Origin of the sequence: Melghirimyces thermohalophilus, assembly GCF_900102685.1 — a bacterium.
GTDB classification, from domain to species: Bacteria; Bacillota; Bacilli; order Thermoactinomycetales; family DSM-45169; genus Melghirimyces; species Melghirimyces thermohalophilus.
Map to the genome: position 1 here is coordinate 1 of NZ_FMZA01000026.1, position 25,816 is coordinate 25,816.

At 53.9% G+C, this 25,816-nt stretch carries 25 protein-coding genes, 1 rRNA gene, 1 pseudogene and 1 riboswitch; of the genes and pseudogenes, 6 read left to right on the forward strand and 21 right to left on the reverse strand.

The window, feature by feature from the left end; all coding sequences use genetic code 11:
- The 5 genes from BLP91_RS15150 to guaA form a co-directional block, all read right to left on the reverse strand.
- A 16S ribosomal RNA gene (locus BLP91_RS15150) occupies positions 1 to 218 on the reverse strand; the annotation flags it as partial.
- Between the two features lie 55 nt (positions 219 to 273).
- Positions 274 to 492, reverse strand: coding sequence for a hypothetical protein (locus BLP91_RS15155; protein ID WP_091572952.1), 219 nt, complete (start codon positions 490 to 492; stop codon positions 274 to 276).
- Between the two features lie 25 nt (positions 493 to 517).
- Positions 518 to 1,708: a peptidase MA family metallohydrolase gene (locus BLP91_RS15160; protein WP_091572953.1), complete on the reverse strand. Its 1,191-nt coding sequence runs from the start codon at positions 1,706 to 1,708 to the stop codon at positions 518 to 520.
- 97 nt (positions 1,709 to 1,805) lie between these two features.
- The gene (locus BLP91_RS15165; RefSeq protein WP_091573002.1) at positions 1,806 to 3,116 is read right to left on the reverse strand and encodes an NCS2 family permease; all 1,311 of its coding nucleotides are present in this window, start codon (positions 3,114 to 3,116) and stop codon (positions 1,806 to 1,808) included.
- Positions 3,117 to 3,164: 48 nt separating this feature from the next.
- Positions 3,165 to 4,703: a glutamine-hydrolyzing GMP synthase gene (gene guaA, locus BLP91_RS15170; RefSeq protein ID WP_091572955.1), complete on the reverse strand. Its 1,539-nt coding sequence runs from the start codon at positions 4,701 to 4,703 to the stop codon at positions 3,165 to 3,167.
- 118 nt (positions 4,704 to 4,821) lie between these two features.
- Positions 4,822 to 4,922, reverse strand: a riboswitch (purine riboswitch).
- A 298-nt stretch (positions 4,923 to 5,220) separates the two neighbouring features.
- On the opposite strand from guaA, the gene BLP91_RS15175 reads away from it, so the two are divergent.
- The 3 genes from BLP91_RS15175 (at position 5,221) to BLP91_RS15185 (ending at position 7,789) form a co-directional block, all read left to right on the forward strand.
- Entirely contained in the window at positions 5,221 to 6,090 is an 870-nt protein-coding gene (locus BLP91_RS15175) for a cation diffusion facilitator family transporter (protein WP_091572956.1), read from the forward strand.
- Between the two features lie 97 nt (positions 6,091 to 6,187).
- On the forward strand, positions 6,188 to 7,144 hold the full coding sequence (locus BLP91_RS15180; protein ID WP_176758030.1) for a pyridoxal-phosphate dependent enzyme: 957 nt from the start codon (positions 6,188 to 6,190) through the stop codon (positions 7,142 to 7,144).
- Positions 7,145 to 7,348: 204 nt separating this feature from the next.
- Positions 7,349 to 7,789, forward strand: a complete 441-nt coding sequence (locus BLP91_RS15185; RefSeq protein ID WP_176758031.1) for an Hsp20/alpha crystallin family protein — start codon at positions 7,349 to 7,351, stop codon at positions 7,787 to 7,789.
- A 51-nt stretch (positions 7,790 to 7,840) separates the two neighbouring features.
- On the opposite strand, the gene BLP91_RS15190 is transcribed toward BLP91_RS15185, so the two are convergent.
- The 4 genes and pseudogenes from BLP91_RS15190 to BLP91_RS15200 form a co-directional block, all read right to left on the reverse strand.
- A complete protein-coding gene (locus BLP91_RS15190; protein ID WP_091572960.1) occupies positions 7,841 to 8,047 on the reverse strand; it encodes a CDGSH iron-sulfur domain-containing protein in 207 nt (68 codons plus the stop codon).
- Positions 8,048 to 8,354: 307 nt separating this feature from the next.
- On the reverse strand, positions 8,355 to 9,182 hold the full coding sequence (locus tag BLP91_RS15195) for a YihY/virulence factor BrkB family protein (RefSeq protein ID WP_091572962.1): 828 nt from the start codon (positions 9,180 to 9,182) through the stop codon (positions 8,355 to 8,357).
- A gap of 433 nt (positions 9,183 to 9,615) precedes the next feature.
- A pseudogene (locus BLP91_RS17415) lies at positions 9,616 to 9,738 on the reverse strand (hypothetical protein); the annotation flags it as partial.
- Positions 9,739 to 9,750: 12 nt separating this feature from the next.
- The gene (locus tag BLP91_RS15200) at positions 9,751 to 10,038 is read right to left on the reverse strand and encodes a cytochrome P450 family protein (RefSeq protein ID WP_143003579.1); all 288 of its coding nucleotides are present in this window, start codon (positions 10,036 to 10,038) and stop codon (positions 9,751 to 9,753) included.
- A 353-nt stretch (positions 10,039 to 10,391) separates the two neighbouring features.
- Here BLP91_RS15200 and BLP91_RS15205 point away from each other — a divergent pair, with 353 nt between their 5' ends.
- Positions 10,392 to 10,802, forward strand: coding sequence for a TetR-like C-terminal domain-containing protein (locus BLP91_RS15205; protein ID WP_176758032.1), 411 nt, complete (start codon positions 10,392 to 10,394; stop codon positions 10,800 to 10,802).
- 50 nt (positions 10,803 to 10,852) lie between these two features.
- Here BLP91_RS15205 and groL read toward each other — a convergent pair whose 3' ends face one another.
- The 6 genes from groL to BLP91_RS15235 all read right to left on the reverse strand — a co-directional run bounded on the left by groL (position 10,853) and on the right by BLP91_RS15235 (position 16,536).
- Positions 10,853 to 12,502 carry a chaperonin GroEL gene (groL, locus tag BLP91_RS15210; RefSeq protein ID WP_091572966.1) on the reverse strand — a complete coding sequence of 550 codons (1,650 nt, stop codon included), beginning with the start codon at positions 12,500 to 12,502 and terminating at the stop codon, positions 10,853 to 10,855.
- Positions 12,503 to 12,560: 58 nt separating this feature from the next.
- A complete protein-coding gene (groES, locus tag BLP91_RS15215; protein ID WP_091572968.1) occupies positions 12,561 to 12,842 on the reverse strand; it encodes a co-chaperone GroES in 282 nt (93 codons plus the stop codon).
- A 290-nt stretch (positions 12,843 to 13,132) separates the two neighbouring features.
- Positions 13,133 to 13,927 carry a twin-arginine translocase subunit TatC gene (gene tatC, locus BLP91_RS15220; protein ID WP_091572969.1) on the reverse strand — a complete coding sequence of 265 codons (795 nt, stop codon included), beginning with the start codon at positions 13,925 to 13,927 and terminating at the stop codon, positions 13,133 to 13,135.
- Between the two features lie 44 nt (positions 13,928 to 13,971).
- Positions 13,972 to 14,658 carry a redox-sensing transcriptional repressor Rex gene (locus tag BLP91_RS15225; RefSeq protein WP_091572971.1) on the reverse strand — a complete coding sequence of 229 codons (687 nt, stop codon included), beginning with the start codon at positions 14,656 to 14,658 and terminating at the stop codon, positions 13,972 to 13,974.
- Positions 14,659 to 14,727: 69 nt separating this feature from the next.
- Positions 14,728 to 15,678, reverse strand: a complete 951-nt coding sequence (locus tag BLP91_RS15230; RefSeq protein ID WP_091573003.1) for a molybdopterin-binding protein — start codon at positions 15,676 to 15,678, stop codon at positions 14,728 to 14,730.
- Positions 15,679 to 15,960: 282 nt separating this feature from the next.
- The gene (locus BLP91_RS15235; RefSeq protein WP_176758033.1) at positions 15,961 to 16,536 is read right to left on the reverse strand and encodes a 5-formyltetrahydrofolate cyclo-ligase; all 576 of its coding nucleotides are present in this window, start codon (positions 16,534 to 16,536) and stop codon (positions 15,961 to 15,963) included.
- 129 nt (positions 16,537 to 16,665) lie between these two features.
- Between BLP91_RS15235 and BLP91_RS15240 the strand changes: the two genes are divergently transcribed.
- Both BLP91_RS15240 and BLP91_RS15245 read left to right on the forward strand, forming a co-directional pair.
- Positions 16,666 to 18,582, forward strand: coding sequence for an ABC-F family ATP-binding cassette domain-containing protein (locus BLP91_RS15240; protein ID WP_091572974.1), 1,917 nt, complete (start codon positions 16,666 to 16,668; stop codon positions 18,580 to 18,582).
- A 110-nt stretch (positions 18,583 to 18,692) separates the two neighbouring features.
- Positions 18,693 to 18,926, forward strand: coding sequence for a hypothetical protein (locus BLP91_RS15245; protein WP_091572975.1), 234 nt, complete (start codon positions 18,693 to 18,695; stop codon positions 18,924 to 18,926).
- A 102-nt stretch (positions 18,927 to 19,028) separates the two neighbouring features.
- Here the strand turns inward: BLP91_RS15245 and BLP91_RS15250 are convergent, their stop codons facing one another.
- The 6 genes from BLP91_RS15250 to BLP91_RS15275 form a co-directional block, all read right to left on the reverse strand.
- Positions 19,029 to 19,817 (reverse strand): putative hydro-lyase, encoded by a 789-nt coding sequence (locus BLP91_RS15250; RefSeq protein WP_091573004.1) that lies wholly within the window; start codon positions 19,815 to 19,817, stop codon positions 19,029 to 19,031.
- A gap of 9 nt (positions 19,818 to 19,826) precedes the next feature.
- Positions 19,827 to 20,792, reverse strand: a complete 966-nt coding sequence (locus tag BLP91_RS15255) for a 5-oxoprolinase subunit C family protein (protein WP_091572977.1) — start codon at positions 20,790 to 20,792, stop codon at positions 19,827 to 19,829.
- On the reverse strand, positions 20,789 to 21,556 hold the full coding sequence (locus BLP91_RS15260) for a LamB/YcsF family protein (RefSeq protein WP_091572978.1): 768 nt from the start codon (positions 21,554 to 21,556) through the stop codon (positions 20,789 to 20,791). The genes BLP91_RS15255 and BLP91_RS15260 overlap by 4 nt, the downstream gene beginning before the upstream one ends.
- Positions 21,540 to 22,286: a 5-oxoprolinase subunit PxpB gene (gene pxpB, locus BLP91_RS15265; protein WP_091572980.1), complete on the reverse strand. Its 747-nt coding sequence runs from the start codon at positions 22,284 to 22,286 to the stop codon at positions 21,540 to 21,542. Before pxpB ends, BLP91_RS15260 begins: the two co-directional genes overlap by 17 nt.
- 16 nt (positions 22,287 to 22,302) lie before the next feature.
- Positions 22,303 to 23,511, reverse strand: coding sequence for an NRAMP family divalent metal transporter (locus BLP91_RS15270; protein WP_091572982.1), 1,209 nt, complete (start codon positions 23,509 to 23,511; stop codon positions 22,303 to 22,305).
- 86 nt (positions 23,512 to 23,597) lie between these two features.
- On the reverse strand, positions 23,598 to 25,793 hold the full coding sequence (locus BLP91_RS15275) for a hypothetical protein (RefSeq protein ID WP_091572983.1): 2,196 nt from the start codon (positions 25,791 to 25,793) through the stop codon (positions 23,598 to 23,600).
- Positions 25,794 to 25,816 lie beyond the last annotated feature (23 nt).

Consider the following 25,816-nt stretch of genomic DNA (forward strand, 5'->3'; position numbering starts at 1 on the left):
ACTTCCCATCAGGCGATGAAAAGTCCTATCCGGTATTAGCCCCGGTTTCCCGGAGTTATCCCGGTCTTGCAGGCAGGTTGCCCACGTGTTACTCACCCGTCCGCCGCTGATTCCACCGTCTTCACCCCGAAGGGATCCGTCGGCTTCCTCCGCACGACTTGCATGTATTAGGCACGCCGCCAGCGTTCGTCCTGAGCCAGGATCAAACTCTCCATAAAAGAGCTTGATTCGCTCAAATCATTTGACAGGGTCGTGTCAAACGCTCTTCAGTTTTCAAGGAACGCTCTCCTGTTCCGCCGCCCCCCGCAGCGGCCGCTCTCTCGCGGCGACAAGATCTATACTATCAAACCAAATCGATCCTGTCAACAGGGTTTTTATCTTTTTTTGATCCGCCCGGTAGCGGGCTCGTCCCGTTTCAGGGACGAATAGTATAATAACACCTCTGCCCGACTCAGTCAACATTTTTTTGCGTTTGTTTCGATCAGCTTTCATGCTTGATTCCACTCAAATCTAATGATCACCCTCCAAAATGCTCCTGAATCGATTCATCGGATTGCTCTTTTCCCCGTTTTTTCATGTCGGCCACCCAGTCTTGTTCCAGCTGTTCCAAGGTTTTACCGAAAACCTTCTTTATCGCTTCTCGGGTTCGTCGATTCACCTGGGTCAGCTTTTCCCCGGTATCCTGGTCCACCTCCGGGCTCAACGCCAGAACCGAAAAGAGGTGGCGCATCTTTTCCTCACCATAGGTCTCAATCATGTACCGGAAGAACCGATAACATTGGAAATAATAATCCTTTGCTTCCTTGTCCCCGAGGCGTTCTAGATTGATCTGTTCCAGTCGCGACATTTTCCACTGCGGTTGATCATTTTTTTTGGCCTGCTGTGTTCGCAGTCCAGGCAACAGATGGGACTGATAGTACTCTGCTGCCCCCTCCTGTAACCAGTAGGCCGCATTATCTCCCGTCAAGTCGCTCACCATCATATGGGTTACCTCGTGCACAATGCCGGAGGTCGTCAGCTGTTGGTCCGTATATCCCCGCGCTCCGATCAATTTGATGGACTCCCCCGCTTCATGCCAACCTCCGGCCCACTTGGGAAGGGATAATTTAACGGATTGGCGGAACCATTCCGGTTTATGGTAGATTTTTACCTCAACCGGGTGTTTCGGCTTCCAGTCCATCTTTTTTTTTAATTGATGAACCGCCTTATGGGCCGCCTCTAAAGCGATGGAGGCCTGTTCACCCCAACCGGATTCCGTGTAGCGCACGACGACGTTTTCCCTTGCCACAGTGTGGAAGGGATAGTCCGAATCCTTCCAACCGGACTCCGTTTCCTGAAATAAGAGAGGAAAATGAGTGGTATGCACCTTTCCTTTTCTCCGATAGCTCTGCTCGATCCAGGCCCGAAGTTGATGTTCCCGTTCGGGGATAACGGAAATGAGCCGCAGTCGGTAGGATCCTGGATCGATCCAGCGCACGGCATCATCATACCACCGTTTCTGCTCCTGTACATAAAAAGGATAAGAGGGGTTGATCACACTTAAAAACCGGCTTTTTTCCTTTGCGTTAACCGCTGCCTCTTTTTCGTGGATCAGCGCTTCGATCTGCTGTTGCACCGAGCTGGCCCGAAGCAGGGACGGAGTCGCCCAACCGATTGCAAGGGATAACCATGTCAAAATGAGACAAAGAGGGAGCAACTTCTTCAACATCGAGCCACCTCCAAGGCGGGATAAGACTAGTTTGAAACCCGCCCACCTTGTTTTATGCAAATAAAAAACCCCGTCGATCTCGACGGAGTGAGAAGGGTCAAATGGCCCCTAGAAAGACGAAACGCGCGATAAAAAGGAGGGCCAGAATGTACAAAATCGGATGAACCTGACGCGGTTTACCGGCAAAGATTTTGGTGAGGGGATATAGAATGAAGCCGATGGCGATCCCCGTGGCGATACTGAAGGTTAAAGGCATCATCAACACTGTCAGAAAAGCGGGAGCTGCTTCCGACATTTCATGCCACTGGATCTCTTTTAGGCTGGAAGCCATCAACACGCCCACGATGATCAGAGCAGGGGAGGTGATGGCAGCCACCGAGGCAAAGGTTTGGACCAGCGGAAACAGAAAGATGGAGACCAGGAACAGCAAGGCGGTTGTGACGGCGGTCATCCCCGTCCGTCCCCCGCTGGCGACACCGGCTGTCGATTCGATATAGGAGGTGACCGTGGATGTACCGAGGCCAGCGCCGGATATCGTAGCCAGGGAGTCCGCTGTCAGTGCGCGGGAGGCCCGGGGGAGGCGGTTATTTTTCAGGAGACCCGCCTGGTTGGCCACCCCGACCAGCGTCCCGGCAGTATCAAACAAATCGACGAAGAGAAAAGCGAAGATAATGGCGAAAAAGCCCATATCTAATGCCCCGACGATATCCATTTGCATAAAAGTTGGCGCCAGACTCGGCGGAGCCGAAAGGATACCGGAAGGCAAGTTGATCACACCGATAGCCATACCTGCCAGGGCAGTGCCGATCATTCCGAAGAAGACAGCCCCCTGGATCTGGCGGATCATCAGGAACAGCGTTAAAAGCAATCCAAACAGGGTTAACAAAATTTCCGGCTGCAACAGATTGTCATTCAAGGAGATAAAGGTTGATGGATCAGCCACGATCAGCTGGGTGTTTTTCAGCCCGATAAAGGCGATAAACAACCCGATTCCCGCTGATACCGCATGCTTTAGCCCGGAGGGAATGGCGTTGATGATCATCTCCCTCACCTTGGTCAAGGTCAAGAGGAGAAAAATCAACCCGGAGATAAAAACCGCACCCAGAGCCGTTTGCCAAGGGATCCCCATTCCCAAGACCACTGTATAAGTAAAGTAAGCCGTCAAACCCATCCCCGGAGCGAGGGCAATCGGGTAGTTGGCCAACAGCCCCATCAGCAGAGAGCCGATCGCCCCCGCCAAGGCCGTGGCCACAAAGACCGCCCCGAAATTCATGCCCGCTTCCTGACCGAGGAGAAAGGGATTGACCAGCAAAATATAAGCCATCGTCAAAAATGTCGTCACACCGGCCAGCATTTCGGTTTTCAGATCGGTGCCATGTTCCTGAAACTGAAAATACCGGGCCAGCATATTGCTGTCCTTATCCAAAATCGGTTCACCTTCCACCTATTTTCAACATTATTCCCACTCAATGGTAGACGGCGGCTTGGAGGTGATATCGTACACCACCCGATTCACCCCGTCCACCTCATTAATGATCCGGTTGGAGATCCGCTCCAACACCTCGTGAGGAATCCGGGCCCAGTCGGCAGTCATGCCGTCGATGGAGGTGACAGCACGGATGCCGACAGTATATGCGTACGTGCGAGCATCCCCCATTACACCGACACTGCGAAAGTCGGGAAGGGTGGTGAAGTATTGCCAGACCTCCTGATCCAGTCCATGGTTTTTAATTTCATCCCGCAGGATGGCATCGGATTCTCGCACGATTTCCAGCTTGTCCTCAGTCACCTCTCCGATCACCCGGATACCCAAGCCCGGTCCGGGGAAAGGCTGACGCCAGACGATCTCCCGGGGCAGCCCCAGCTCTTCACCCACTTTGCGCACCTCATCTTTAAAGAGCGTGTTGACGGGCTCGACCAGATCCATCTGCATGTCTTCCGGAAGGCCGCCTACATTATGATGGGATTTGATGGTCTGGGCGGTTTCTGTTCCCGATTCCACTACATCGGTATATAACGTTCCCTGAGCGAGATAGTGATGTTTCCCCAGCTTTTCCGTCTCTTCTTCAAAGACCCGGATAAATTCGTTTCCGATGATCTTCCGTTTCTGTTCCGGATCCATCACACCTTTCAGCTTGCCCAAAAAGCGATCCTTGGCATCAACCAGAATCACATTCATATGAAAGTGGTCGGCTAAATTACGCATCACGCCTTCGGCTTCCCCTTTGCGCAACAAACCGTGATCTACAAACACACAAGTGAGTTGATCTCCGATCGCACGATGAATCAGAGCAGCCACCACCGAGGAATCCACGCCGCCGCTGAGAGCACAGAGCACCCGTTTGTCTCCGATCTGTTGTCTCAACTCAGCCACCGTATCCTCGATAAAGCTCTCCATGCTCCAATTCCCAGCACAACCACAAACCTCATACAGGAAACGACGGATCATCTCATTTCCGTTTTGCGTATGGCGCACTTCCGGATGGAACTGAACGGCATATACCTTCCGATCCGGGTCGCTCATGGCAGCCACCGGAGCAGACGGGGTCCGGCCATCCACTTGGAAGCCCTCTGGAGGAAGGGTTACAACGTCCGAATGACTCATCCAGACGGATTCGGTTTCGCCCTGCCCCTGGAACAGAGGGGAATCAGAAACGATCTCCACGTCCGCCTTCCCGTATTCCCGCTTTTGTGCGCGGTCCACTTTTGCGCCGAAATGGGCACTAATCAGCTGCATGCCGTAGCAGATCCCCAAAATCGGAATTCCCAGTTCAAAGATCGCCGGATCGCAGGTCGGCGCTCCTTCGGCAAAGACGCTGGCCGGTCCGCCGGAAAAGACGATCCCCTTCGGCGCCATCTCCTTAATTTTCTCCGCACTGGTTTGATATGGCACCATCTCACTAAAAACACCTTCATCCCGGATCCGACGCGCGATCAACTGATTGTACTGTCCCCCGAAATCCAAGACCACCACTCGTTCTGTCATCTGTTCCATCGAAGACACCCACCTTTTCATTCAGGAATTCTCATGAAAAAAGACCGGGCCCCGCACCGCTTCTACCCGCGACACGAAGCCCCGGTCATTCCTTTGATAACAGGCCCACAAAGAAAAAGGACCGGCAACTCCGCCCCGTAGTCCGACCATTTACGGTGGTCGGGTAGAAACGTTCAGGCCCATTCCTGAACATATACGAGACAGATCAACCGTGAGAAACGTATACGTTTTAAGCCTGCGTACATCATACCAATCGGAAATATTGAAATCAAGAAAGTGACATCAGGGGATATTTCCCACATCACGCCTTCGATGAAGAGCAAGCCCCACACAGTGACAGGGGGTTCGGTTGCCGCATATATGACAGAACGGCCGGCCCCGCAAATCCCTTTGTTGAATACGTCCAATATTTTTTTAAGCAGTCTATAAAACTAGCGCAGGAGCAACCTTCTTGCTATAGACTTAAACCGGCTTCCTCAGGTACGCTTTGGATGACCACAGCGGGGAGGGGACCGGGATGAAGAAGCGGGCGGAGACAGGGGCATGGATCAGTATCAGTGCCTACCTCTTTCTGTGCACAAGCAAAATCGCCTTGGGTCACGCACTGATGTCGGAGGCATTAACGGCCGATGGGTGGAACAACGTCACGGATGTGCTGACATCGGTGGCGGTGTTGATCGGTTTGCGCATTTCCCGGAAACCGCGGGATCAAAACCATCCTTACGGCCATTCCCGAGCAGAAAGCGTATCCGCCCTACTTGGCTCTTTCATCATGGCCACCATCGCCTTCGACGTGCTGAAAAGCGCACTCCAGACCGCTTGGTCGGGCCCGCCCTCCCCACCGGATATATTCGCGTTTTGGACCGCTTTGACAGGCGCCGGAGTGATGCTGATCGTTTTCGGATATAATCGATGGCTGGCACACCAAACAGGGAGCCGCGCCCTTCAGGCGGCATCCAAGGACAACCTGTCCGATACACTGGTCAGCCTCGGAGCAGCCGTTGGCATCCTCGGTTCCCAGTTTGGCCTTCCCTGGTTGGATCCCGCGGCCGCCGTTCTGGTCGGCCTGCTCATCTTATGGACAGCCTGGAACATTTTTAGCGACGAGTCCCACCTGTTGACAGACGGTTTTCATGAACGGGAACTGGCCCGTTATCGCCGGACTATGGAAAGCATCGCTGGCGTTCGTTTTGTCGTTGACCTCAAAGGACGTCACGACGGGCATCAGGTAATCCTTGACGCCGTCATCGAAGTAGATCCATCACTCAATGTGGAAGAAAGCCACCGGATCACCGAAGAGTTGGAATGGGTCATGTGGCGAGAACACCAGGTGAAAGAAACCCTGATCCATGTGGAACCGGCACAGAAAAACCGGCACCATGCCTAAATCACCTGGTGGATGATAGTTATAGGACGCAAACCCTGCAACAGCAACCCCCGATCTCCTTTTCAAATTTAAAACGGGCATAAGGAAGGTGTCTTTAATGAAACCGGTTATTCAAATGCGCGATATCCGCCAGGCGGAACAATGGCTGGAAGGAATCGCGCACCGCACTCCCGTCGTCACTTCCCGCACCCTTAACCGAATGGCCGGATGTGAAGTATTTCTCAAATGCGAAAACTTGCAACGAGCCGGCGCATTTAAATTTCGGGGAGCATATCATGCCATCAGCCGCCTGTCCGAAGAGCAAAAACGGACTGGCGTCATCGCCTTTTCTTCGGGCAACCACGCTCAGGCTGTCGCCCTGGCCGCTCGATTGGCTGAGGTGCCTGCTGTCCTGTGTATGCCGGATGACGCCCCTCAGGTTAAGGTGGAAGCCACCCGGGACTATGGCGCGGAGATCGTCTTCTATAACCGGTTCAGAGAGGATCGGGAACAGGTGGCGGCCCGTTTGGCAGAAAAGCGAGGCCTCACATTGATCCCGCCCTACAACCACCCTCATATCATGGCTGGAGCAGGAACCGCCGCCCTTGAACTCCTTCGGGAAATCCCCGGATTGGAAGCGGTCATCACCCCGGTGGGAGGTGGCGGACTGCTATCAGGCACCGCTGTCTCCGCTCACGGAATCAACCCCGGGATTCGGGTGTTTGGGACGGAACCTGATCAGGCCGATGATACCCGGCAATCCTTCCTCTTGGGAAAACGGGTCACCATCCCCGCCCCGGAGACCATCGCCGACGGCCTTCGGATCACCATCCCCGGCGAGCTTACTTTTCCAGTCATCCGCCAACATGTCGAATCAATCCTCACGGTTACCGAAGAAGAGATTCGGGAAGCGATCCAATTCGCCCTGTTCCGCCTGAAATTGGTGGTAGAACCCTCCGGCGCCGTCCCCCTGGCCGCCCTCCTGTTTCGGAGACTGCCGAAGGATCTGAAGCGGGTCGGAGTTATCATCAGTGGGGGCAACATCGATCCGGGAGTATTAGCGAAGTTGGTTTGACCGGTGGCAGATGGAAGCGATGGATGGTAAAATAAAAGCGGCTACATTCCACGGGTCTTCCATCATATAAGACCGGAAGGACGGCGAGAGTTGTTCTCGCCGTCCTTTTTTTTTTGCGGGCGAACACCTATGGAGGAGATGGAGAATAGATGTAAAGAGAACCGATTGTTTCCGCAATCGAACTTGAAGAAAGGAGCGGTCCCCATGGGTAAACAGCGGGAGGCCACCAGCTGGAAGCAGATCCGGCATAAAATGAAGGGAATTCTGGGAGAGGACTTGTGGAAAAAGGTAGATCAGGCCCTGTCCAAACAGCGCCCGGCTATCGATATGTACCAAACCGATGGCGAAGGGGTAATCGTAGTGGAATTGCCGGGGCTTCGCTCCCCTGATGATGTGCAAATCACCCTCGACTCCCAAAAGATTATTCTGGAAGGAGAAGTTCCCGATGGTTCCCCCGTTCCACAAAAACAGATGCTCTCCCGGGAACGATGGACCGGCCGATTTAAACGGACCATCCGCAATCCCTTTCCCTTCGCCCCGGACTCCATCACGGCCCATTACCGGTATGGCCTATTGGAAATCCGGCTGACCGGGCAAGAAACTAAACAGCAGGTATCGGTTCAATTTGATAGGAAATCTCCATAATTTCAGCAGAAAAGGGCGTGCCATGGCACGCCCTTTCCAGGTAATGCAAAGTTATAAAACCTTTTCCGCCCGGACACAGTCATCGAATTTCCCTTTATGCGTGCCGTCGCAGAAGGGTTTGTTCTGCGATTGACCACACCGACAGAGAGCAAACTGCTGCTTGGTTTCAAAGCGGTTGCCCTCAGCGTCCACCAGCTCCACATCACCACGGACAATCAACGGTCCTCGATCCATCGTTTGGATCTTGACATCAGCCATGAGAGATCCCTCCTTCATTCATGCAATGGAACAACATTAACAATCTTGACTGCAGCCGACCCGGCTATACCACCTCACCAGGTCCAGACATTCCACTCCGTAGTCGTTCGAAGCCGTTTCCGGTAAGTTTTTGCAAAGTCAATACAGCCGTCATCGTCAAATCTATTCTCCAACATTCACATAGTTTTGGCAAGTAAGGGGCGACAATCTACGGAATAATCCGGGCCTTGGATCATGGGATGTCCGCATCCTTTCCAACCAGTCTAAATCCTTAGATCATCCCCTCATCTTATTAAAAAGGACACAATCAGCGTTTCGGTTGCACCGGCTTAATCGTTCTCTCATAGAGGATGGCATTTACCTGTCCGCCTACAATCAAAATCATGGCCGACAGGTAAAACCAGACCATCAACACGATGATCCCACCAAGACCGCCGTAAAGCTGAGTCACATCCGACATCAGCACGTAATAGGAATAGCCGACAGAGATCACCTGCCAGCCCAAGGTGGCCAGCAGCGTCCCCGGCCACACGTCCCGGGGACCGAGTCGTGCGTTGGGAGCAAAGCAATAGAGACAATAGAATACCAACAGCAGCACCAAGCTGCTCAAAAAGTAACGGATCACCACCCACATTCGAACCCAGACCATGGTCAACCCGGCCTGCAGCATCGACCATTCCACAAGCTTCAACAATACCGGCAACAAGAGGGAGATCACCATCGCCGTCACCAATCCGACCACCAAAAAAAACCGTTCTGCCATTCCCCGCCACCAGGGCCGCTCTTCTTCCACTCCGTATGCATGGTTGAGAATGCGGATGATGGAGCGAAGCCCCCTGGATGTCAGCCACAGGGTTCCCAACACGCCGAAGGAGAGGAGATTGACCCGGTGCACACCCAAAACGCTGTCCAATTGGGATTTAATCAACCCGTGGGTCCGGGGCGGGGCGTAGGGACGGATAAAATCGAGCACATGATCGGTGGAGACAGGGAGATAACCGAGCAGGGTAATCGCCACGATCAAAAACGGAAACAGGGATAAGAGGAGATAGTAGGCCAGTTGAGCGGAAAGATCGGGAACACCGTCTCTAAAGAAGCGGGTTTTCAACTCTTTCAGCAAGGTAATGGTGCTCATCGATCAGCCGCCTTCGTTTTTTGTTCCCATCCATATGAATTTGTCCAACGGTCTATGACAAACCCAACCCCTCGCAGGGGGTTGGGTCGAATGGAGCGTCTACCTTCATACCGAAACGGAGACGATCTCATCTCCTCCAGCGGCACATCTTTGATATGCGTGGCCATCTACCCAATATGTCCAAAAGGATCGATCACACCTCTACGCCGATCCCCTTCCCGATGTTCTTCCACGGGCAGCAACTCCTTGATCGCACCGGCTGCACCCTTGATAATCATATAGGGTACCCTCTCGGGATGGCTTTTGCTTTCGACGTCATGTGTACCCTCCCTCTTCTCTCCTTTTCTGGTGTACGAATCTTCTGTATCCATTATAGAAAAATAAACACGCCTCCGAATTTTTCCGCAGGGGTGACTTGACTATCATTCATCATTCATAGTATTTCTTCCACCGCTTTCGGGACTAATTCCAAATCATTTCGAAGTTCATCATAGAGGGACGGGTCATCGTAAAGGAACGAATAAAAGGTATTTGCCAGCGCATGACTGGTTGTTTCAACTCCGGCACCTCAGATGAACATCGATATTCGTACAATTGCATCATCGGTAAACCGGTCACCATCTACCTCAACCTGGATTAAGTCCGAAATGATGTCCTCGGAGGGATTGGATCGTTTCTCCACCACAATCGGGTACAGGTATTGATAATATTCTTTGGCAGCCACTTGTTTCTTACGTTCCATATCCGCCTGGGTCTCTTTATCGTAAGGTTGGAAAAGAATATCCACCCACTTTTTAAACTGAGATCGATCCTTTACTGGGACACCAAACAATTCAGTGATCACCATACCGGGCATTGGAGCTGCCAGCGCTTGAACGATATCAACCCTTGATTCTTCTCCGATGTTTTCAATTAATTCATCTACCAATCCGTTGAATGCGAGGTTCCCAATTTCGTAGACCCCGAGGTGTAAAATAATAGAGAACGGTTTTTCTGATGCCGGGGTGGATCCAGACTGAGGTTGATACGATCCGGAGTGGTTCCTTCCTTATTTTTAGCCCACCGGACTGGTTGTTTTCCCTTCACTAGAGAAGTATTGATAATTGCTCAATGCTTCTTTCACATTTTCAACGTGCCACGATCCATCGGGTCACCTTTTATTCCCATTATCGAGACATTCCCGATTTGGTGAACAAGATGGCTGACGAAATGGCCGATCAACTTTCTGCCATTTTGCAGAAATCACCGGGTGAAGCGAACGCCTCCACTGGAGATGGAGAGTGGGAGATGACGATATGGATCCACTTTCTCGAGCATATAGCGAAACAGGCAAATTTTTATCGAGTCATCCTCGCCTCTAAGCGAATCCCTATCTTTAGAGACCGTTTATTAAAGTTGCTGACGGACATGATCGTGACCTGGATCGAAACAAAGGAACGCGACTCTTTGATGCTGAACATGGGCATTAAAAAAGACTTTTTGATTTGGTACGCTTCTCCCGCTTTGTTAGGTACTAGCACAGCCTGGCTGCAAAACGATATGCCCTATACCCCCTCCTTTCTCGCTAAACAATTTTCTATCCTTCACCAGCGAGGACTTAAAAAGGATTTTAGCAACTAAAAAACCCCGCGGGATTCCCGCGGGGTTTCTTGGAAAGGACAGGGGCTGATTTACATCATGCCGCCCATTCCTCCCATGCCACCCATATCTCCGGCGCCTCCAGCAGCACCGCCGTTGTTCTCTTCTTCCGGTTCGTCAGCCACAACGGCTTCGGTGGTAAGCACCATGGCTGCAACGGAAGCGGAGTTTTGCAGTGCGGAGCGGGTCACTTTGGCCGGGTCGACAATGCCGGATTTGACCATGTCCACCCACTCGCCAGTAGCGGCGTTGAAGCCAGTACCCACTTCCTGACCTTTCATCCGTTCCACGATCACAGAGCCTTCCAGTCCGGCGTTGTCTGCGATCAGACGGAGCGGCTCTTCCAGGGAGCGACGGATAATCTTGACGCCGGTCTTCTCGTCGCCTGTCGCTTCCTGTTCCAGCTTTTCGACGGCGCTGATCACGTTGACCAGAGCGGTGCCGCCGCCGGCGACGATCCCTTCTTCCACTGCGGCGCGGGTGGAGTTGAGGGCGTCTTCAATCCGCAGCTTGCGCTCTTTCAATTCGGTTTCGGTAGCGGCTCCCACTTTGATGACAGCAACGCCACCGGCGAGCTTCGCCAGACGCTCTTGCAGTTTTTCTTTATCAAACTCGGAAGTGGTCTCTTCCAGTTGCTGGCGAATTTGGTTGACGCGGCTGTTGATATCGGCGCGGTCACCGAAACCGTCGACGACGATGGTCTCTTCTTTGGTGACCCGGATCTGACGGGCGCGACCCAGTACACTCATGTCAGCGGTTTTCAGATCCATACCGAGATCTTCAGTCACCACTTGGCCGCCGGTCAGAGTGGCGATATCCTGCAGCATCGCTTTGCGACGGTCACCGAAGCCAGGGGCTTTCACAGCAACTGCGTTGAAGGTGCCGCGCAGCTTGTTAACCACCAAGGTAGCCAGTGCTTCCCCTTCCATATCTTCGGCGATGATCAGCAGGGGCTTGTTTTGTTGTACTACTTGCTCCAACAGCGGGAGAACTTCCTGCACATTGGAGATTTTCTTATCAGTGATCAAGATGTAGGGCTCCTCCAGAACAGCCTCCATCTTGTCGTTATCCGTCACCATGTAGGGGGAGATGTAACCGCGGTCGAACTGCATCCCTTCGACCACTTCCAGCTCCGTAGCGAACCCTTTGGATTCTTCCACAGTGATGACACCGTCGTTGCCCACTTTCTCCATCGCTTCGGCGATCAGGCGGCCCACTTCGTCATCGTTGGCGGAGATGGATGCCACCTGAGTGATGGAGTCTCTCCCTTCGATCGGCTTGGCGATGTTTTTGATCTCATCCACCGCCGTATTCACGGCTTTTTCAATACCGCGGCGAACCACCATCGGGTTGGCGCCGGCTGCCACGTTTTTCAGCCCTTCGCGAATCATGGCCTGAGCCAGCACGGTCGCAGTGGTGGTTCCGTCACCAGCCACATCGTTGGTCTTGGTCGCCACTTCCTTCACCAATTGGGCGCCCATGTTTTCAAATTTGTCTTTCAGCTCGATCTCCTTCGCAATGGTGACACCATCGTTGGTGATCAGGGGAGATCCAAATTTCTTTTCGAGCACCACGTTGCGTCCTTTGGGCCCGAGGGTCACTTTTACGGCATCGGCCAAGGCGTCCACACCGCGCAGCATTGCGCGACGGGAGTCTTCGCTAAATTTGATTTCTTTCGCCATTGTTGCTTTCCCTCCTATGTAGGGTTTTTATTGAAGACAGAGAACCGGGGTCAAAAGTTTAGTCGAGAACAGCCAGAATATCGCTTTCCCGCAAGATGAGATATTCCGTCTCGCCAACTTTCACTTCGGTACCCGCATATTTCGAAAAGATCACCCGGTCGCCTTGTTTCACTTCCAGTTCCACTTTTTGTCCGTTTTCATAGCGGCCGGTACCCACGGCGACTACTTCGCCTTCCTGGGGCTTTTCCTTGGCCGTTTCCGGTAGTACAATACCGCTGGCCGTTTTTTCTTCTTTCTCGATAGCTTGAAGTACGACTCGATCCCCTAACGGTTTGATCATCGTCAGACACCCTCCTTCATGAGGTGAATGGTTTCCTGTTAGCACTCGCCTAACGTGAGTGCTAACACCAATTATAATAATAGCGATCCCATTTCCGTTTTGCAAGACCTTCCCCGCAAAAAATTCCTTTGGAATCGCCGGGTGTGTATCGAGGCTCACTTGCCGATGCGATGCCCTTTTTCAGCTTGTGGTTTCCTCTGAAAATCAAGGCTTGGTGCGTATCCTCCGCAAGTGAAAAAGCTTCGCCCCCTGCACTTCACCAGTGAGGCTGAAGCCCATGGTCAGCCGGTTTACCAGCCGTCTTCCAGATTCGATTTCTCTCGTTCCTGCCATGTGCGCTCCCATTCTTCATCTTCCTCCTGAATGCGGCGATAAACCCGGGAAGACAGCCAGATACTAACCTCATAGAGCAGAATCAAAGGGATGGCCACCAACACATTGCTGACAAAGTCTGGCGGAGTGACAAAGGCTGCCAGCACCACCATCAGCAGATAAGCGAAGCGGCGGGCTTTACGTAACAGATCAGGGTTCAAGATCCGAATCCGGGTCAAAAAGAGGATCACAACCGGCAACTCAAACAACAAGGCGATCGGAAAGACCACCCGAAACAGAAACCGGAAAAACTCATACATCCCATAGGTTTCTGTTGCTCCCAAGCTGGAAGTTAGCACAAACATGAAATTGAGGAGAAAAGGAAACACCCAGAAGTAGCCGAAGAACAATCCGAGAATAAAGAGTCCAGCGGCAAAGGGAATATAACTTAAGGTCGCTTTTTGCTCCCGGGGCGTCAGTCCCGGCCGGACAAACTGCCAGGCCTGATACAACGCTATCGGCATCGTAAAGGTGACTGCCACTACAAAGGCGAACTGCATATAGATGCTGAGGGCTTCCCCCGGCGAAAAGATGTGTAGCTCCAATGTCTCCTTCAAGTTACCTTGAAGAATATCCTCTTTCATAAACTCGATGATCGGCTTGGCGAAGAAGAAGCCCACCATCAGCATAATCACAAAGGCCCCAAAAACAATGAGCATCCGGGACCGCATTTCATTCAAATGTTTTGTCCAGTGCTGTTGATCGCCGCTCATCTTTTGTACCCTCTTCCTTTTGCCTCTCGGATTTTACTGTATAGTTAATCGTCCTCCGGGAAGAGATCTTCCTCTTTAAACGGACCGTCCTCTTCCGGCGGAAAATGCTTCAGAAAATAGATCAGCGTCTGCAGTTCGATGGTAAGGTCGATGTTGTGCAACCGGACTGTGCGGGGGACGGTCAGCCGAGCCGGGGTAAAATTGAGAATCCCCCGGATTCCCGCATCGACGATCTGATCGGTTATCGACTGGGCCACACCGGCAGGGACGGTCAGGATGGCCACCTCGACGCCATGCAGTTGGCATACTTCGGCGAAACGATCCATCGCATAGACGGAAATCCCATCCACTTCCGTCCCCACCTTGGTCGGATCGGTATCGAATCCGGCCACAATCTTTGTACTGTGACTCCGGTAGAAGTTGTATCCTAACAGCGCTGTACCCAGATGACCCACTCCCACCAGGACCACATTAGTCACTTCGTCCTGGCGCAAGAAGTCGCGAAGAAACTGCAACAAATAATGGACGTTATAACCATACCCCTTTTTACCCAGCTCACCCAGATAGGAAAAATCCCGGCGGATGGTAGCAGGGTCGATTTGCAAGGCGTCGCTCAGCTGTGCCGAGGAAACCCGCTTTTTTCCGATGGCGTACAGCTTCTCTAAGTATCGATAATACAACGGCAAACGTTTGGCCGTCACCTGGGGAATTTTGATATCTGACAATCTCATGCCTCCCTGCCCGCAGGTCTGGTTTCCCTGTAAATGGAAAAATGGCTTGTAATGATAGGTCTCAAGCGGTCAGCAGGAATGGAGTCCGCCGTAACCGAGACGGGTCACATCTTCCCGACGCACCTTTTCACCAGCGAGAATCCGGGGCAGAAAAACGTCAAAGGATGTATGTGCATCGTGAATCACGCATCCGGGAAGACCCAACACCGGCACTTCCCGGTAGTAAGCAATCATCAACATGGAGCCGGGAAGCATCGGTGTCCCGTAACTAACTACTTCCGCTCCCAACCCTGCAATCGCTCCCGGTGTTCGGTCATCGGGGTCGACAGACATGCCTCCAGTGACCAGAACCAAATCCGCCCCTCGATCTACGAAGGAACGGATTTGAGCCTGAATCCATTCCTTGTCATCACCAGCCAAGGTTTGCCCCATCACAACAGAGCCGTATGCCTGCAGTTTTTCCTGGATCACCGGGCCGAATCGGTCCCGGATTCGTCCGTGATAAATCTCACTGCCTGTAGTAACCACGCCTACCTGTAGTTTGCGGAAGGGATGGACTTCCACCACAGGACGATCCGCCGCTCGGGCGATCGCTTTCACCGACTGGATCCGGTCCTCAGGATAAATCAATGGGATCACCCTGGAGGCAGCAACCGGCTGTCCCTCGGTGACAGGCACATCTGATGGCAGTGTGGAGACCACCGCCTGCTCCACTTCATTGATCGCATGTACGCGGGACGCATCCACCTTTAGCAAACCATCGATGTCAGCGGAAAGAGTCACCTTTCCTTCCCGAGGCTTGGTCAGGGACGTCCGGGAACCGCTGACGGCTCGGGCGATGGATAAAGCCGCATCATTTTCGTGCATCTCACCCGGCGCCAATTCCATCACATAGATATGTTCCTTACCGATGGAGAGAAAATCATCAATCTCATCTTCCTGGATGATATGACCTTTGCGAAACAAGGGTCCTTTATAGCGACCGGGCAAAACCTGAGTTAAGTCGTGTGCCAACACCATCCCTACCGCCTCTGTCACAGGCACTTCCTTTAACGAACTTTTCACCCTCAGCCCCCCCCTTTCATTTTACTCTTTACGAGTACAGCCAAGGCCGTCTTTATTGTAACAACGCCGATTTCCATGTGTATAGATTCACAAGACGCTTAACCGTCTTCACGTCTGCGCGCAGATAAAGGAACAACGGTGAAAATGAGGTCGATGGTATCAGGGGGATTCTCGTCCTCGAAATATTATTCCCTTATCCTGTGAAAGACAGCCCGCCCCATTACGAGTTGCCTTTCTTTATTCTTCTGAGATCCGAATCCCATCCGGTGTAGCCACCGCGTGGAGGGGCTGATCGTGAGCTTCTGGATAGACCGTGGCCACCAGTTGAAAAGCGTATGCCGCTCCGACCCGTGCCACATGGGATCCCGCTCCGGAAAAAAACCGGTCATAATAACCCCCTCCGTACCCCAGGCGATAACCGCGTCGATCAAAACCGAGCCCTGGTACGATCGCCAGCTCCAGCTCTTCCGGTAAGACTCGGTAACGATCTTCCGGCTTCGGCTCCATAATTCCGTAGGCTCCGCGGGTCAAATCACCGAAGCTGGTAAGGGCATACAATTCCAGAGAACGACTGCCGGGAATCGCCCGAGGCAGCACCACCTTTTTTCCAGCCCGCCAGCTCGCCTCGATCAGCGACCGGATATCCACTTCACCCTTGTGGGGCATATAACAGAGAATCACCCCTGCGTTCCGGTACATCGGGTCTTCTTGCAACCGATCACAGATGGCGATGGACTGCTTCTGGGCCTCTCCCTCGTCCAAGGCGCTTCGTTCGGCCAACAATCGCCTGCGCAGCTCCCCCTTTTTGCTCACCTTCTCCCCTCCTCTCCAACCCATCGTTTAAACTGATTGTATCATAATCCGTCCCTGTCGCCTGACACGTCTTTTTTCCTGTCGCCCCATGGGATATAATGGATTCGTCCTGTCGGTCTGACGGAAGAGGTGAATAGATTGAGCATCCTGCAAGTCAATCATGTGGTTAAATCCTTCGGCTCCACTCCTATTTTAAACGGGGTGAGTCTTAAAGTGGAAGAAAAGGAACGGGTGGGTCTGATCGGTCCCAACGGGGCAGGCAAATCCACCCTGTTAAAAGTGATCACCTCCCGCATCCCCGCTGACAGCGGGGAGATTCACCTTCATAAACAGGCTCGTATCGGTTACCTCGCCCAGGCGATGGAACCGGAATCGGCCGGCACCGTATGGGAGGAGACGATGCGGGCATTCACCGGTCTCAGAGAAATGGAAGTCCGTCTGCGGAAATTGGAAGGGGAGATGAGCCAAGAAGCGGTCTTCTCCGACGAAAAACGCTTCCAACAGGTAACGGAAACTTACGCCCAACTGCAGGCAACCTTCGAACGGGCCGGTGGATACGAATATGAAACCCGGGCCCGGGGCGCCTTGACCGGGCTAGGGTTAGGGCATCTCGATTGGCATGAGACCCCGGTCAGCGCATTAAGCGGGGGTCAAAAAACCCGGCTCGCTCTCGCCCGTCTGCTGTTGGAACAGCCCGACCTGATCATCCTGGACGAGCCGACGAACTACCTGGATATGGATGCCCTCGCCTGGCTGGAACAAACCCTGGAAACTTACCCCGGGGCCCTGTTGGTCGTCTCCCACGATCGGTTTTTCCTGGACCGAGTCGTCACCGTGATCTACGAACTGGACCGACACCAGACCACCCGCTATCCGGGCAATTACTCCGCTTACGTCCGCCAGCGGGAAGAAAGACGGGCCCAGTGGGAACAAGCCTATCAACAGCAGCAGGAAGAGATCCAACGGATGGAAGACTTTGTGCAGCGCAACCTGGCCCGCGCTTCCACCAGCAAACGGGCGCAAAGCCGTCGAAAAGCCCTGGAAAAAATGGAGCGTATCGAAAAACCTCCCGGCGACCGGAATCGAGCGGCGATCCGCTTTGAACCCAAGGTCACCAGTGGACGGGAGGTGCTTAAGGCGGAAGAGCTCTCCGTCGGTTATCACCCTGGCCAGCCGTTGCTCCGTAACGTGAACCTGGAGTTGAAACGGGGCGACCGGGTCGCCCTCCTCGGACCCAACGGCACAGGAAAATCCACTCTGTTGAAAACCCTTGCCGGTCAACTGGAGCCTCTTTCCGGCGAGATTCACCTGGGCACAAAAGTATCGGTGGATATGTACGACCAGGAACAGGCGGCGCTCAAGGGGCAGAACACGGTGTTGGAAGAGGTGTGGGCCGCCCATCCCACCATGGACCAAACCCAGGTACGGACTTATTTAGGGCAATTCCTCTTCAGCGACGATGAGGTGTTTAAGAAAGTATCCAGCTTGTCCGGAGGGGAGAAGGCCCGCCTTTCTCTGTTAAAACGTCTTCTCAATCGGGGCAACCTGCTGCTGATGGATGAGCCGACCAACCATCTGGATACCGACAGCAAAGAGCGGTTGGAGGAAGGGTTGGATTCCTTCTCCGGAACGCTGTTGTTCGTCTCCCATGACCGGTATTTTATCAATCGGCTGGCCAATCGGATCTGGGAGGTCCACGGGGGAGGGATCCGCGTTTTTGAGGGCAATTACGAAGCGTATCGAGAAGAGCGCCGAAAAGCCGCGGCACCCTCAGATGCTCCCGCCCCCACCCGCTCCCCTTTCCGCGACCGAAACCGGCAAAAACGGGCCCAAGAACGAGAACAGCGAAACCTGCGGCGGGAGGCGACTCGACTGGAAGAAGAGATTCGATCTCTGGAAGAGGAAAAAATCCGGCTACAGGAAGAGCTTTGCCAGGAGGAGATTTACAGCAACCCCGAAGAAAGCATCCCTCGGCAGCGGCGTCTGGATGAATTGGAAGGAACGATCCAGGAAAAAACGGAACGCTGGCTGGAGATTGCGGAATAACACAGTCACCCGAAAAGGGGGGCTGTTTTTTTGGTTTTTTCGGGGATTCCATAAACCAAGTGAAAATGGCATCCTATTAAAGAGACCCAACACGGAGGAGGAATTGGACATTGAATCGACACGTTGCGGAAGAAAACCGAAACCAAGCGCGCAAAAACGTCTATGCCCGTATCCACCAGTTGGCCGGCCAGATGGAGAAACGGCCCAACCTGCCTTCGCAATATATTGAAACGGAGCTGCTCGGGATCCTTGCCGATGTCCGGTCCATGGCCTTTTTTGAAGGGCAAGTGGAATCGTTTTTCCAGGTGGAAAAGGCCCTCACCCCGGACAAGGAGGAAAAATAATCCAATAGCGGAGGTTATACGCACTCATTTTGTTATAAGGGATAAAAAAGTCCACCGGAGGGATGCTTTCGGTGGACTTTTTCGGATGAATGTGTTGTTGGCTTATCCATTGATCCCGACCAGATCTTCCTGCTTCATATCGGTGATCATCATATGGCCGGGAGCATGGGTGATCATCCACTCCGGGCGGCTGGCGGCGGCCACCGCCTGGGGAGTGACGCCGCAAGCCCAGAATACGGGGGTTTCACCGGGGCGAACCGTCACCGCATCTCCGTAATCGGGGCGGGATAAATCGTTGATGCCGATTTCCTGGGGATCCCCCACATGGACCGGCGCGCCGTGGACTTGCGGATATCGGGAGGTGATCTCAATGGAACGGATCACATCTCGGGATGCCAGCGGCCGCATGCTGACCACCAGGTTCCCCTGAAAGGCGCCAGCCGGCTCACAGGGAATCGCGGTCCGGTACATGGGAACATTTTTCTCCTCCTCGATGTGACGGACCGGGATGTTCTGCTCCAGTAAGATCGATTCAAAGGTGAAGCTGCAGCCGAGGAGAAAAGCGACGGCATCCTCCGTCCAATAGGGGCGGATATCGCTTACCTCCTTCACCCATTCCCCATGCCGGTAAATCCGATACCGGGGAACATCGGTGCGCAGGTCCGCACCAGGGGCGGTTTTTCGTGGCACTGGCGAGCCGGGATCGGTCACTTCGATCAGCGGACATGGCTTGGGATTGCGAACACAAAACAGGAGAAAATCGTACGCCAGCCGTTTCGGTAAAACCACCAGATTGGCCTGGACCCGCCCTGGAGTCAATCCGGCAGTGGGGCGCTGCCATCGGCCACTGCGTATCTCCTGTCGCACTTGGGACAACTGGTCAACCTTCATGGACAACCCTCACTTCCCCTTGATTCCGTACTCGATGGTTCGCAAAAATTGTTCCTGCTCTATAGCTGCATCACGAGCCTCGTCCACGCTGACACGTTCGAAGCGTACCTGACAGCCGGGACCCGCCTGGGCCAACCGGAATAGGTCGGCAGAGATCACCGTGGCGATTTTGGCATAACCGCCGGTCGTCTGCCGATCCGCGGTCAAAACAATCGGTTGACCCTCCGCCGGCACCTGAACCGAACCCGGGGCTGTGGCGTCAGAGATAATATCCGCTCCACTCCGATGGCTCAGCTTCGGCCCATCGAGGCGGTACCCCATCCGGTCCGATTGGGTCGTCACCTGGTAGGGTTCCCGAAAAAATCTCTCCACTGCCTCATCGGTGAAAGCTTCTTCTTGGGGGCCGGGTACGGCCCGGAGACGTATCTCCCTTCCGTAACAGGGACGGTACTTCCGGCTCAACTGAATTCCCCTTACTCCCGGCCTTTGGTGTCGATCATCCGTCTTCCCTACCGGCAGTTGATCCTCCGATTGCAGCGCCCGACCGTGCAAGCCGCCGACTTCGCCCTTGATATAGGTGGAACGACTCCCCATCACCACCGGGACATCGATCCCACCCTGTACGCATAGATAAGTACGCACCCCTTCCCGAGGGGTTCCAAAGGATAATTTTTGTCCTTTTTTCACGGAAACCCGTTTCCACATGGGCATCGGCGATTCATTCAAGCGGGGGGACAAATCAGCTCCGGTGAGGGCTATCGTACAGGGACGTTCAAAGCGGAGCACCGGACCTAGCAGGGTGATCTCCAGCGCAGCCAACCCCCGGGGATTTCCGACCAACAGGTTCCCCACCTGGAGGGCGAGAGGATCCATCGCTCCCGCCGCCACCATTCCGTATTGCTGATACCCGATCCGGCCCAGGTCTTGTACCGTGGTCAGCAATCCGGATTTAATCACGGAAATCGCTTGGGTCATCGTTTTCCGATCCTCTGAATATGGATTCCTTTCCCTGTCAGTCCCTCCCGCAACGCTTCCACAAAGGCGAGGGCTTGGGGGCTGTCTCCGTGAACGCAGACGGTATCCGCCTGGATCGGCACATCGGTCCCGTCGACTGCCGTCACTTTGCCTTTTGTCACCATCCGAACCACCCGATCTACCGCCATCTGCGGGTCGTCAATCAAGCAATTCGGCTGGGAACGGGGAGTCAAACTGCCGTCGGGCTGGTACGTTCGATCAGCAAACACTTCATGAGCTGTTTGCAGACCGGCCTTTTCCCCCGCTTTCACCAATTCGCCACCTGCCAACCCGAACAGGATCAGGCTCGGATCGACAGCAGCCACCGCTTCAGCAATCGCCTGGGCCATCTCGGCATCTTTGGCCGCCATATTATACATCGCGCCGTGGGGTTTTACATGTTGTAGCTCCTTTCCTTCAAGGGCGGCAAAAGTTTTAACGGCTCCCAATTGGTACACTGTCATGTTATATACATCATCCGGATCGACTTGGATATAGCGCCGTCCGAATCCCAACCGGTCTGGCAGCCCGGGATGGGCCCCCAGCCCGATCCCCTTTTCTGCCGCCATCTTCACCGTGCGACGAAGCACATTGTGATCCCCGGCGTGAAAACCGCAGGCGATGTTGGCGGAGGTGATCCGTTCCAGAACCGCTTCATCCTGACCGATCACGTAACTTCCGAAACTTTCTCCTAGATCGCTATTCAGATCAACTGTCCATCTCATCGCTGATCGCTCCATATAATAAATCTTCCAGTCGAAGTTCCTCTCGCTCGAGCTTCTGCTGAATTTGGCTGTATGCCTCCTCGGATACCGGGCGGAACCGGATGGTGTCACCGGCTTTGAGAAGAACCGGCGGTTGTCGGTGCGGATCGTACAGGCGAACCGGGGTCCGGCCGATAATCCGCCACCCGCCCGGCGTCTCCAAGGGATACACCCCTGTCTGCGGACCAGCAATTCCAACAGAGCCGGCAGGGATCCGGGGGCGAGGGTTTTCCATCCGGGGGGTAGCGATCCGATCTGGCATGCCGCCTAAGTAAGGAAAACCAGGCACAAACCCCAGCATGTATACCCGGTAGCGAGCCCCGCTGTGGATCCGGACCACATCCTCCGACGTCAATCCATTGTGACGGGCCACCTCTTTAAGATCCGGGCCCTGACTGCCCCCATAAGTGACAGGGAGTTCCCATTCCCGAACGGCCTCTTTCGACACCGATCTGTCATTTTCGTTCAGTTGCCGCAATTTTTCCAACAAGTCCCCGTAGGAAATATCCAGGGGGCGATAATAGATAGTGATCGCGCAATAAGTGGGAACCCATTCCACGATTCCGGGGATCGACGTCTGCTCCAGCTTGCGGGTAAAATTCCGAATCCGCCGGTGGATCGCTGGATCAATCGCCTCCCCGAAGCCGATGCGCACCCCTGTGTCACCTAGTGGTTGAAAACGGAGCGTCATGATGTCACCCCCATGCTCATGATCCCATCAACTGGGGCAGCTTTTCCATCAGGGTGATCACACCAAGATACGCCGTCCCTAAAGCGACCAGAGCACCAAAGATGGTCATCCAGATCGGATGGCGATAATCACCCACCACGCGCCGATTGTAGGCCGCCACCAAAGTGGTACCCAAGGTAAGCGGCAGGATGAGTCCATTGAGTGCCCCAGCGAGAATCAACAGTTGAACCGGCTCACCAACCCACACCAACACCAAGGTGGACAACAGAATAAACAAGATGATCAGAGAAGTTCGAAACCGTTCCAAGCCCTTGGATAGAGAGGTGAGGAAGGTGACCGAAGTATAGGCGGCTCCGACCACCGATGTGACGGAAGCGGACCAAAGAACCAGTCCAAAGAGTTTCAACCCGACCGTGCCCGCAGCGGTTTGAAACACCGTGGCCATCGGGTTTTCTGGGGATAAGTTCACCCCTTTGCTCACAACGCCCAGCACTGCCAAAAAGAGAATGATCCGCATGATCGACGCCACTAGAACCCCGGTGACAGAGCTGCGGGTGGCCTCCCCCACTGACTCCGGCCCTCGGATTCCCGCCTCCAACAGACGATGGCCGCCGGCAAAGGTGATATATCCCCCGACGGTGCCCCCGACCAGAGTAACGATGGACAAAAAATCCACCTGTGCCGGTACGACAGAACGAAGCGCCGCTTCACCCACCGGTGGACTGCTGACCACAGCCACATACGCGGTAAGGAGAATCATCAACCCCCCAAGCCAGCGGGTGACGCGGTCCATCAAGGCCCCGGCTTCACGGACCAAAAACAATGCCACGGCCACCCCAGCGGTCAGGACAGCTCCCCATTTCGACGAGATTCCGAACAAAACTTGTGTACCCAAACCAGCGCCGCCCAGGTTTCCGATATTAAAGGCGAATCCGCCCAAGGCGACTGCCAGGATCAGAAAATATCCCAGCCCCGGCAACACTGTATTGGCCAGATCCTGCCCCTTTTTTCCGGAAACAACAATCACCCGCCAAATATTGAGCTGAGCGCCAATATCCAGCAGGATGGAGATCAAGATCACAAATCCGAAACTGGCCAGCAGTTGTTGGGTAAAAACCGTGGTCTGGGTAAGAAATCCCGGACCGATGGCCGAAGTCGCCATCAAAAAGGCCGCACCCAACAACACACTCCGTCTTTGCTTGCCCTCCTTCAGCCGTTCGTTCATCCTTTTCCCATTCCCTTCAAGAAGTCTGCAACTGATCAGGTTACGAAATCAATTCTAGCACACCAACTGTCACAGACAAATCACCTTCAGCTTCCCCCATCCGCTTCATCGGCTCCTGGGTTCCCCATCCACTCCCGCATGCCCAGGATCATAACGGGCATCACCACGTATATCACCGCAGTGGCCGCCGAGACAATTCCAGAATCATTGAAGGCGAGAGCAGCCAGCGAACCGGCCAAAATTGCGGTGAATCCATTGAAAAGCTGCGGATACCGATCGATCAATTGTCTCAAACCGCCAGCAGGACGAACCGAAAGAACGGCCATCGCCAAAAGAGAGAGAAGGAAAACTTTTCCCCAAGAGGAGACGCGAATCAATTTCAGATTCATTTCCAATTTACGATTGATGATATGGGTGATTTCCTCCAAATTCCCGCCTTCCAGAAATTGAAGGGCACGCCCGATGTGGCTGGGATGTTGCCCCGGCAACCAGCGATTGAGTGCCACCAAAATCAACAGTCCCAAGATCGCCAGGCCAGCCATTTTAAAAAACGTCCCCCGATCCCAGCGAGCTTGAAAAAAACGGAGATAGGCGACGCTAAAGCCGACGGCGGAGGCGAGTGCTCCCCCGGCGTTCGTTCCCCAAAAGGGGGCCGCGAAAAAGATCAAAAGGGCGACAAAAAACAGACCGACGCCTAAGCGCAGCTTGCGGGAGTCCGTCGACCGTTTCTCCAACCAGGCGGCACAGGCCAGAATGGAGGAGCCGAGAACCACTCCCATATACTCATTTCCGATACCGTAATAACGGGCCCCTTTGATCGGATCATATCCTAGAAAGGACTGTTGGATCAGAGGCCCTCCCAGCAAACCGTCTGCCACCACCGGCAAAAACCCCAACAAACCAGCACACAGGAATAAAGGGATGGTGTGAACTCGGGTCAACAAAAAGGAGAGACCCAACCCGGCCAACACCAGCAATCCGGAAAACAGCCACCAGGAATAGGCGGTCATCCCGGAGATGACGAGAAAAAGGAAAGGAGTGAGCATCACCGCCAACAACACAGACTCCATCCAGCTCCTAGCCCTTCCCTTTTTTAAAATCAACGTTAAGCCGGTCATCAACACCAGCATCTGCAACAGGATATAGGAATACAGGACAGAGGGACGCAAGGAGTAGATCGTTTCCATCCGGTCAACCGTTTCCCAAAACGATTCCATGGAACCCGCCACAGATCTCATCGGCTGTCCCAGAACCTCGTCGGGGGCATCGATCCCCAACCAGGTGAGCAGGGTGGGGACCAGATCGATATTGCTGACCACACCTGTACGGCGGGTGGTGGTGGAGGTAAGCAGACCCGGCGCTTCCCCCTGCCGATGCAGCAAAACCGGAAAAAGCCCTTCTTTCCCAGCCACCCCGGTGCCAGTAGAGGTGAGCACCAAGAGATGTTCCTCTCCAGCCATATTTAGCAATTCCCCGAGGAAATGATCCACTTCCCGCAGGGTGATCTGTTGCACTTCTTTGCGGACCGCCGGGAACATCTTGTCCCCCACCCGGTCCAATCGATAAAGGTCCCCTAGCTCCACTGCGGCCAGCCCCGGTTTCGTCCAAGACGCAAGGCGCGCTTTTATGCGTCCATAATCGGTTTTCACCCCATAGGGTCGGGTGGCGTCCGACCTCAATATGGATCGGCCAATCTCTCCCTCTTCCGTCACCCCTTTTTTATCCATGGTCAGCAGGGGAGCGTAGCGGACCGGCTTGGTTCCTTCATCCAAGTTGCCTAGTACCAAAGTGGAAAATCCCCGCTGACGCAGGGTCTCACCCAGAATGCCGGGAGCGACAATATAACCACTGGCCTCGTTTTCATGAATATAAGAGATGATACCAGGATAAATGACGGAACCGGCCGCCGGTTTCATTCCCATGCGACGGGTGTACAACAATCCGGCGGATAGTTCTTCATCCATCCGCTCATCGGGATGGTAAAACATTTCTTGGCCAGATGCCACCGCCCGGGTTCCGCTTCCCAAGGTGGCATAGCTATTGGAAACCGTTCCCCGGCCGCCGGTTTTCATATTCATCGCACCTACGGAAGCGGTTTTCATCAAGTGTTTTAAGTGAGGGAGATCAGTTTTTCGAATTTCATCCAGGGTCAGACCCGGGACATTGATCCACCAAATCTGCTTCAGCCCACCTGTCCCGGCTGCCTGAACCGGATGAACAAACCCGGATAAACAGAAAAGCCCGATCAGACAGAGGAGTGGCAAGATGCATTTCCCTTTCATCTTGATTCCCCGTTTCGATCTTT

Coding starts and splice junctions, on each gene's coding strand:
- BLP91_RS15155 (WP_091572952.1), bottom strand. CDS start 492: ATGAAAGCTGATCGAAACAAACGCAAAAAAATGTTGACTGAGTCGGGC.
- BLP91_RS15160 (WP_091572953.1), bottom strand. CDS start 1,708: ATGTTGAAGAAGTTGCTCCCTCTTTGTCTCATTTTGACATGGTTATCC.
- BLP91_RS15165 (WP_091573002.1), bottom strand. CDS start 3,116: ATGCTGGCCCGGTATTTTCAGTTTCAGGAACATGGCACCGATCTGAAA.
- guaA (WP_091572955.1), bottom strand. CDS start 4,703: ATGGAACAGATGACAGAACGAGTGGTGGTCTTGGATTTCGGGGGACAG.
- BLP91_RS15175 (WP_091572956.1), top strand. CDS start 5,221: ATGAAGAAGCGGGCGGAGACAGGGGCATGGATCAGTATCAGTGCCTAC.
- BLP91_RS15180 (WP_176758030.1), top strand. CDS start 6,188: ATGAAACCGGTTATTCAAATGCGCGATATCCGCCAGGCGGAACAATGG.
- BLP91_RS15185 (WP_176758031.1), top strand. CDS start 7,349: ATGGGTAAACAGCGGGAGGCCACCAGCTGGAAGCAGATCCGGCATAAA.
- BLP91_RS15190 (WP_091572960.1), bottom strand. CDS start 8,047: ATGGCTGATGTCAAGATCCAAACGATGGATCGAGGACCGTTGATTGTC.
- BLP91_RS15195 (WP_091572962.1), bottom strand. CDS start 9,182: ATGAGCACCATTACCTTGCTGAAAGAGTTGAAAACCCGCTTCTTTAGA.
- BLP91_RS15200 (WP_143003579.1), bottom strand. CDS start 10,038: ATGCCCGGTATGGTGATCACTGAATTGTTTGGTGTCCCAGTAAAGGAT.
- BLP91_RS15205 (WP_176758032.1), top strand. CDS start 10,392: ATGGCCGATCAACTTTCTGCCATTTTGCAGAAATCACCGGGTGAAGCG.
- groL (WP_091572966.1), bottom strand. CDS start 12,502: ATGGCGAAAGAAATCAAATTTAGCGAAGACTCCCGTCGCGCAATGCTG.
- groES (WP_091572968.1), bottom strand. CDS start 12,842: ATGATCAAACCGTTAGGGGATCGAGTCGTACTTCAAGCTATCGAGAAA.
- tatC (WP_091572969.1), bottom strand. CDS start 13,927: ATGAGCGGCGATCAACAGCACTGGACAAAACATTTGAATGAAATGCGG.
- BLP91_RS15225 (WP_091572971.1), bottom strand. CDS start 14,658: ATGAGATTGTCAGATATCAAAATTCCCCAGGTGACGGCCAAACGTTTG.
- BLP91_RS15230 (WP_091573003.1), bottom strand. CDS start 15,678: ATGGTGTTGGCACACGACTTAACTCAGGTTTTGCCCGGTCGCTATAAA.
- BLP91_RS15250 (WP_091573004.1), bottom strand. CDS start 19,817: ATGAAGGTTGACCAGTTGTCCCAAGTGCGACAGGAGATACGCAGTGGC.
- BLP91_RS15255 (WP_091572977.1), bottom strand. CDS start 20,792: ATGACCCAAGCGATTTCCGTGATTAAATCCGGATTGCTGACCACGGTA.
- BLP91_RS15260 (WP_091572978.1), bottom strand. CDS start 21,556: ATGAGATGGACAGTTGATCTGAATAGCGATCTAGGAGAAAGTTTCGGA.
- pxpB (WP_091572980.1), bottom strand. CDS start 22,286: ATGACGCTCCGTTTTCAACCACTAGGTGACACAGGGGTGCGCATCGGC.
- BLP91_RS15270 (WP_091572982.1), bottom strand. CDS start 23,511: ATGAACGAACGGCTGAAGGAGGGCAAGCAAAGACGGAGTGTGTTGTTG.
- BLP91_RS15275 (WP_091572983.1), bottom strand. CDS start 25,793: ATGAAAGGGAAATGCATCTTGCCACTCCTCTGTCTGATCGGGCTTTTC.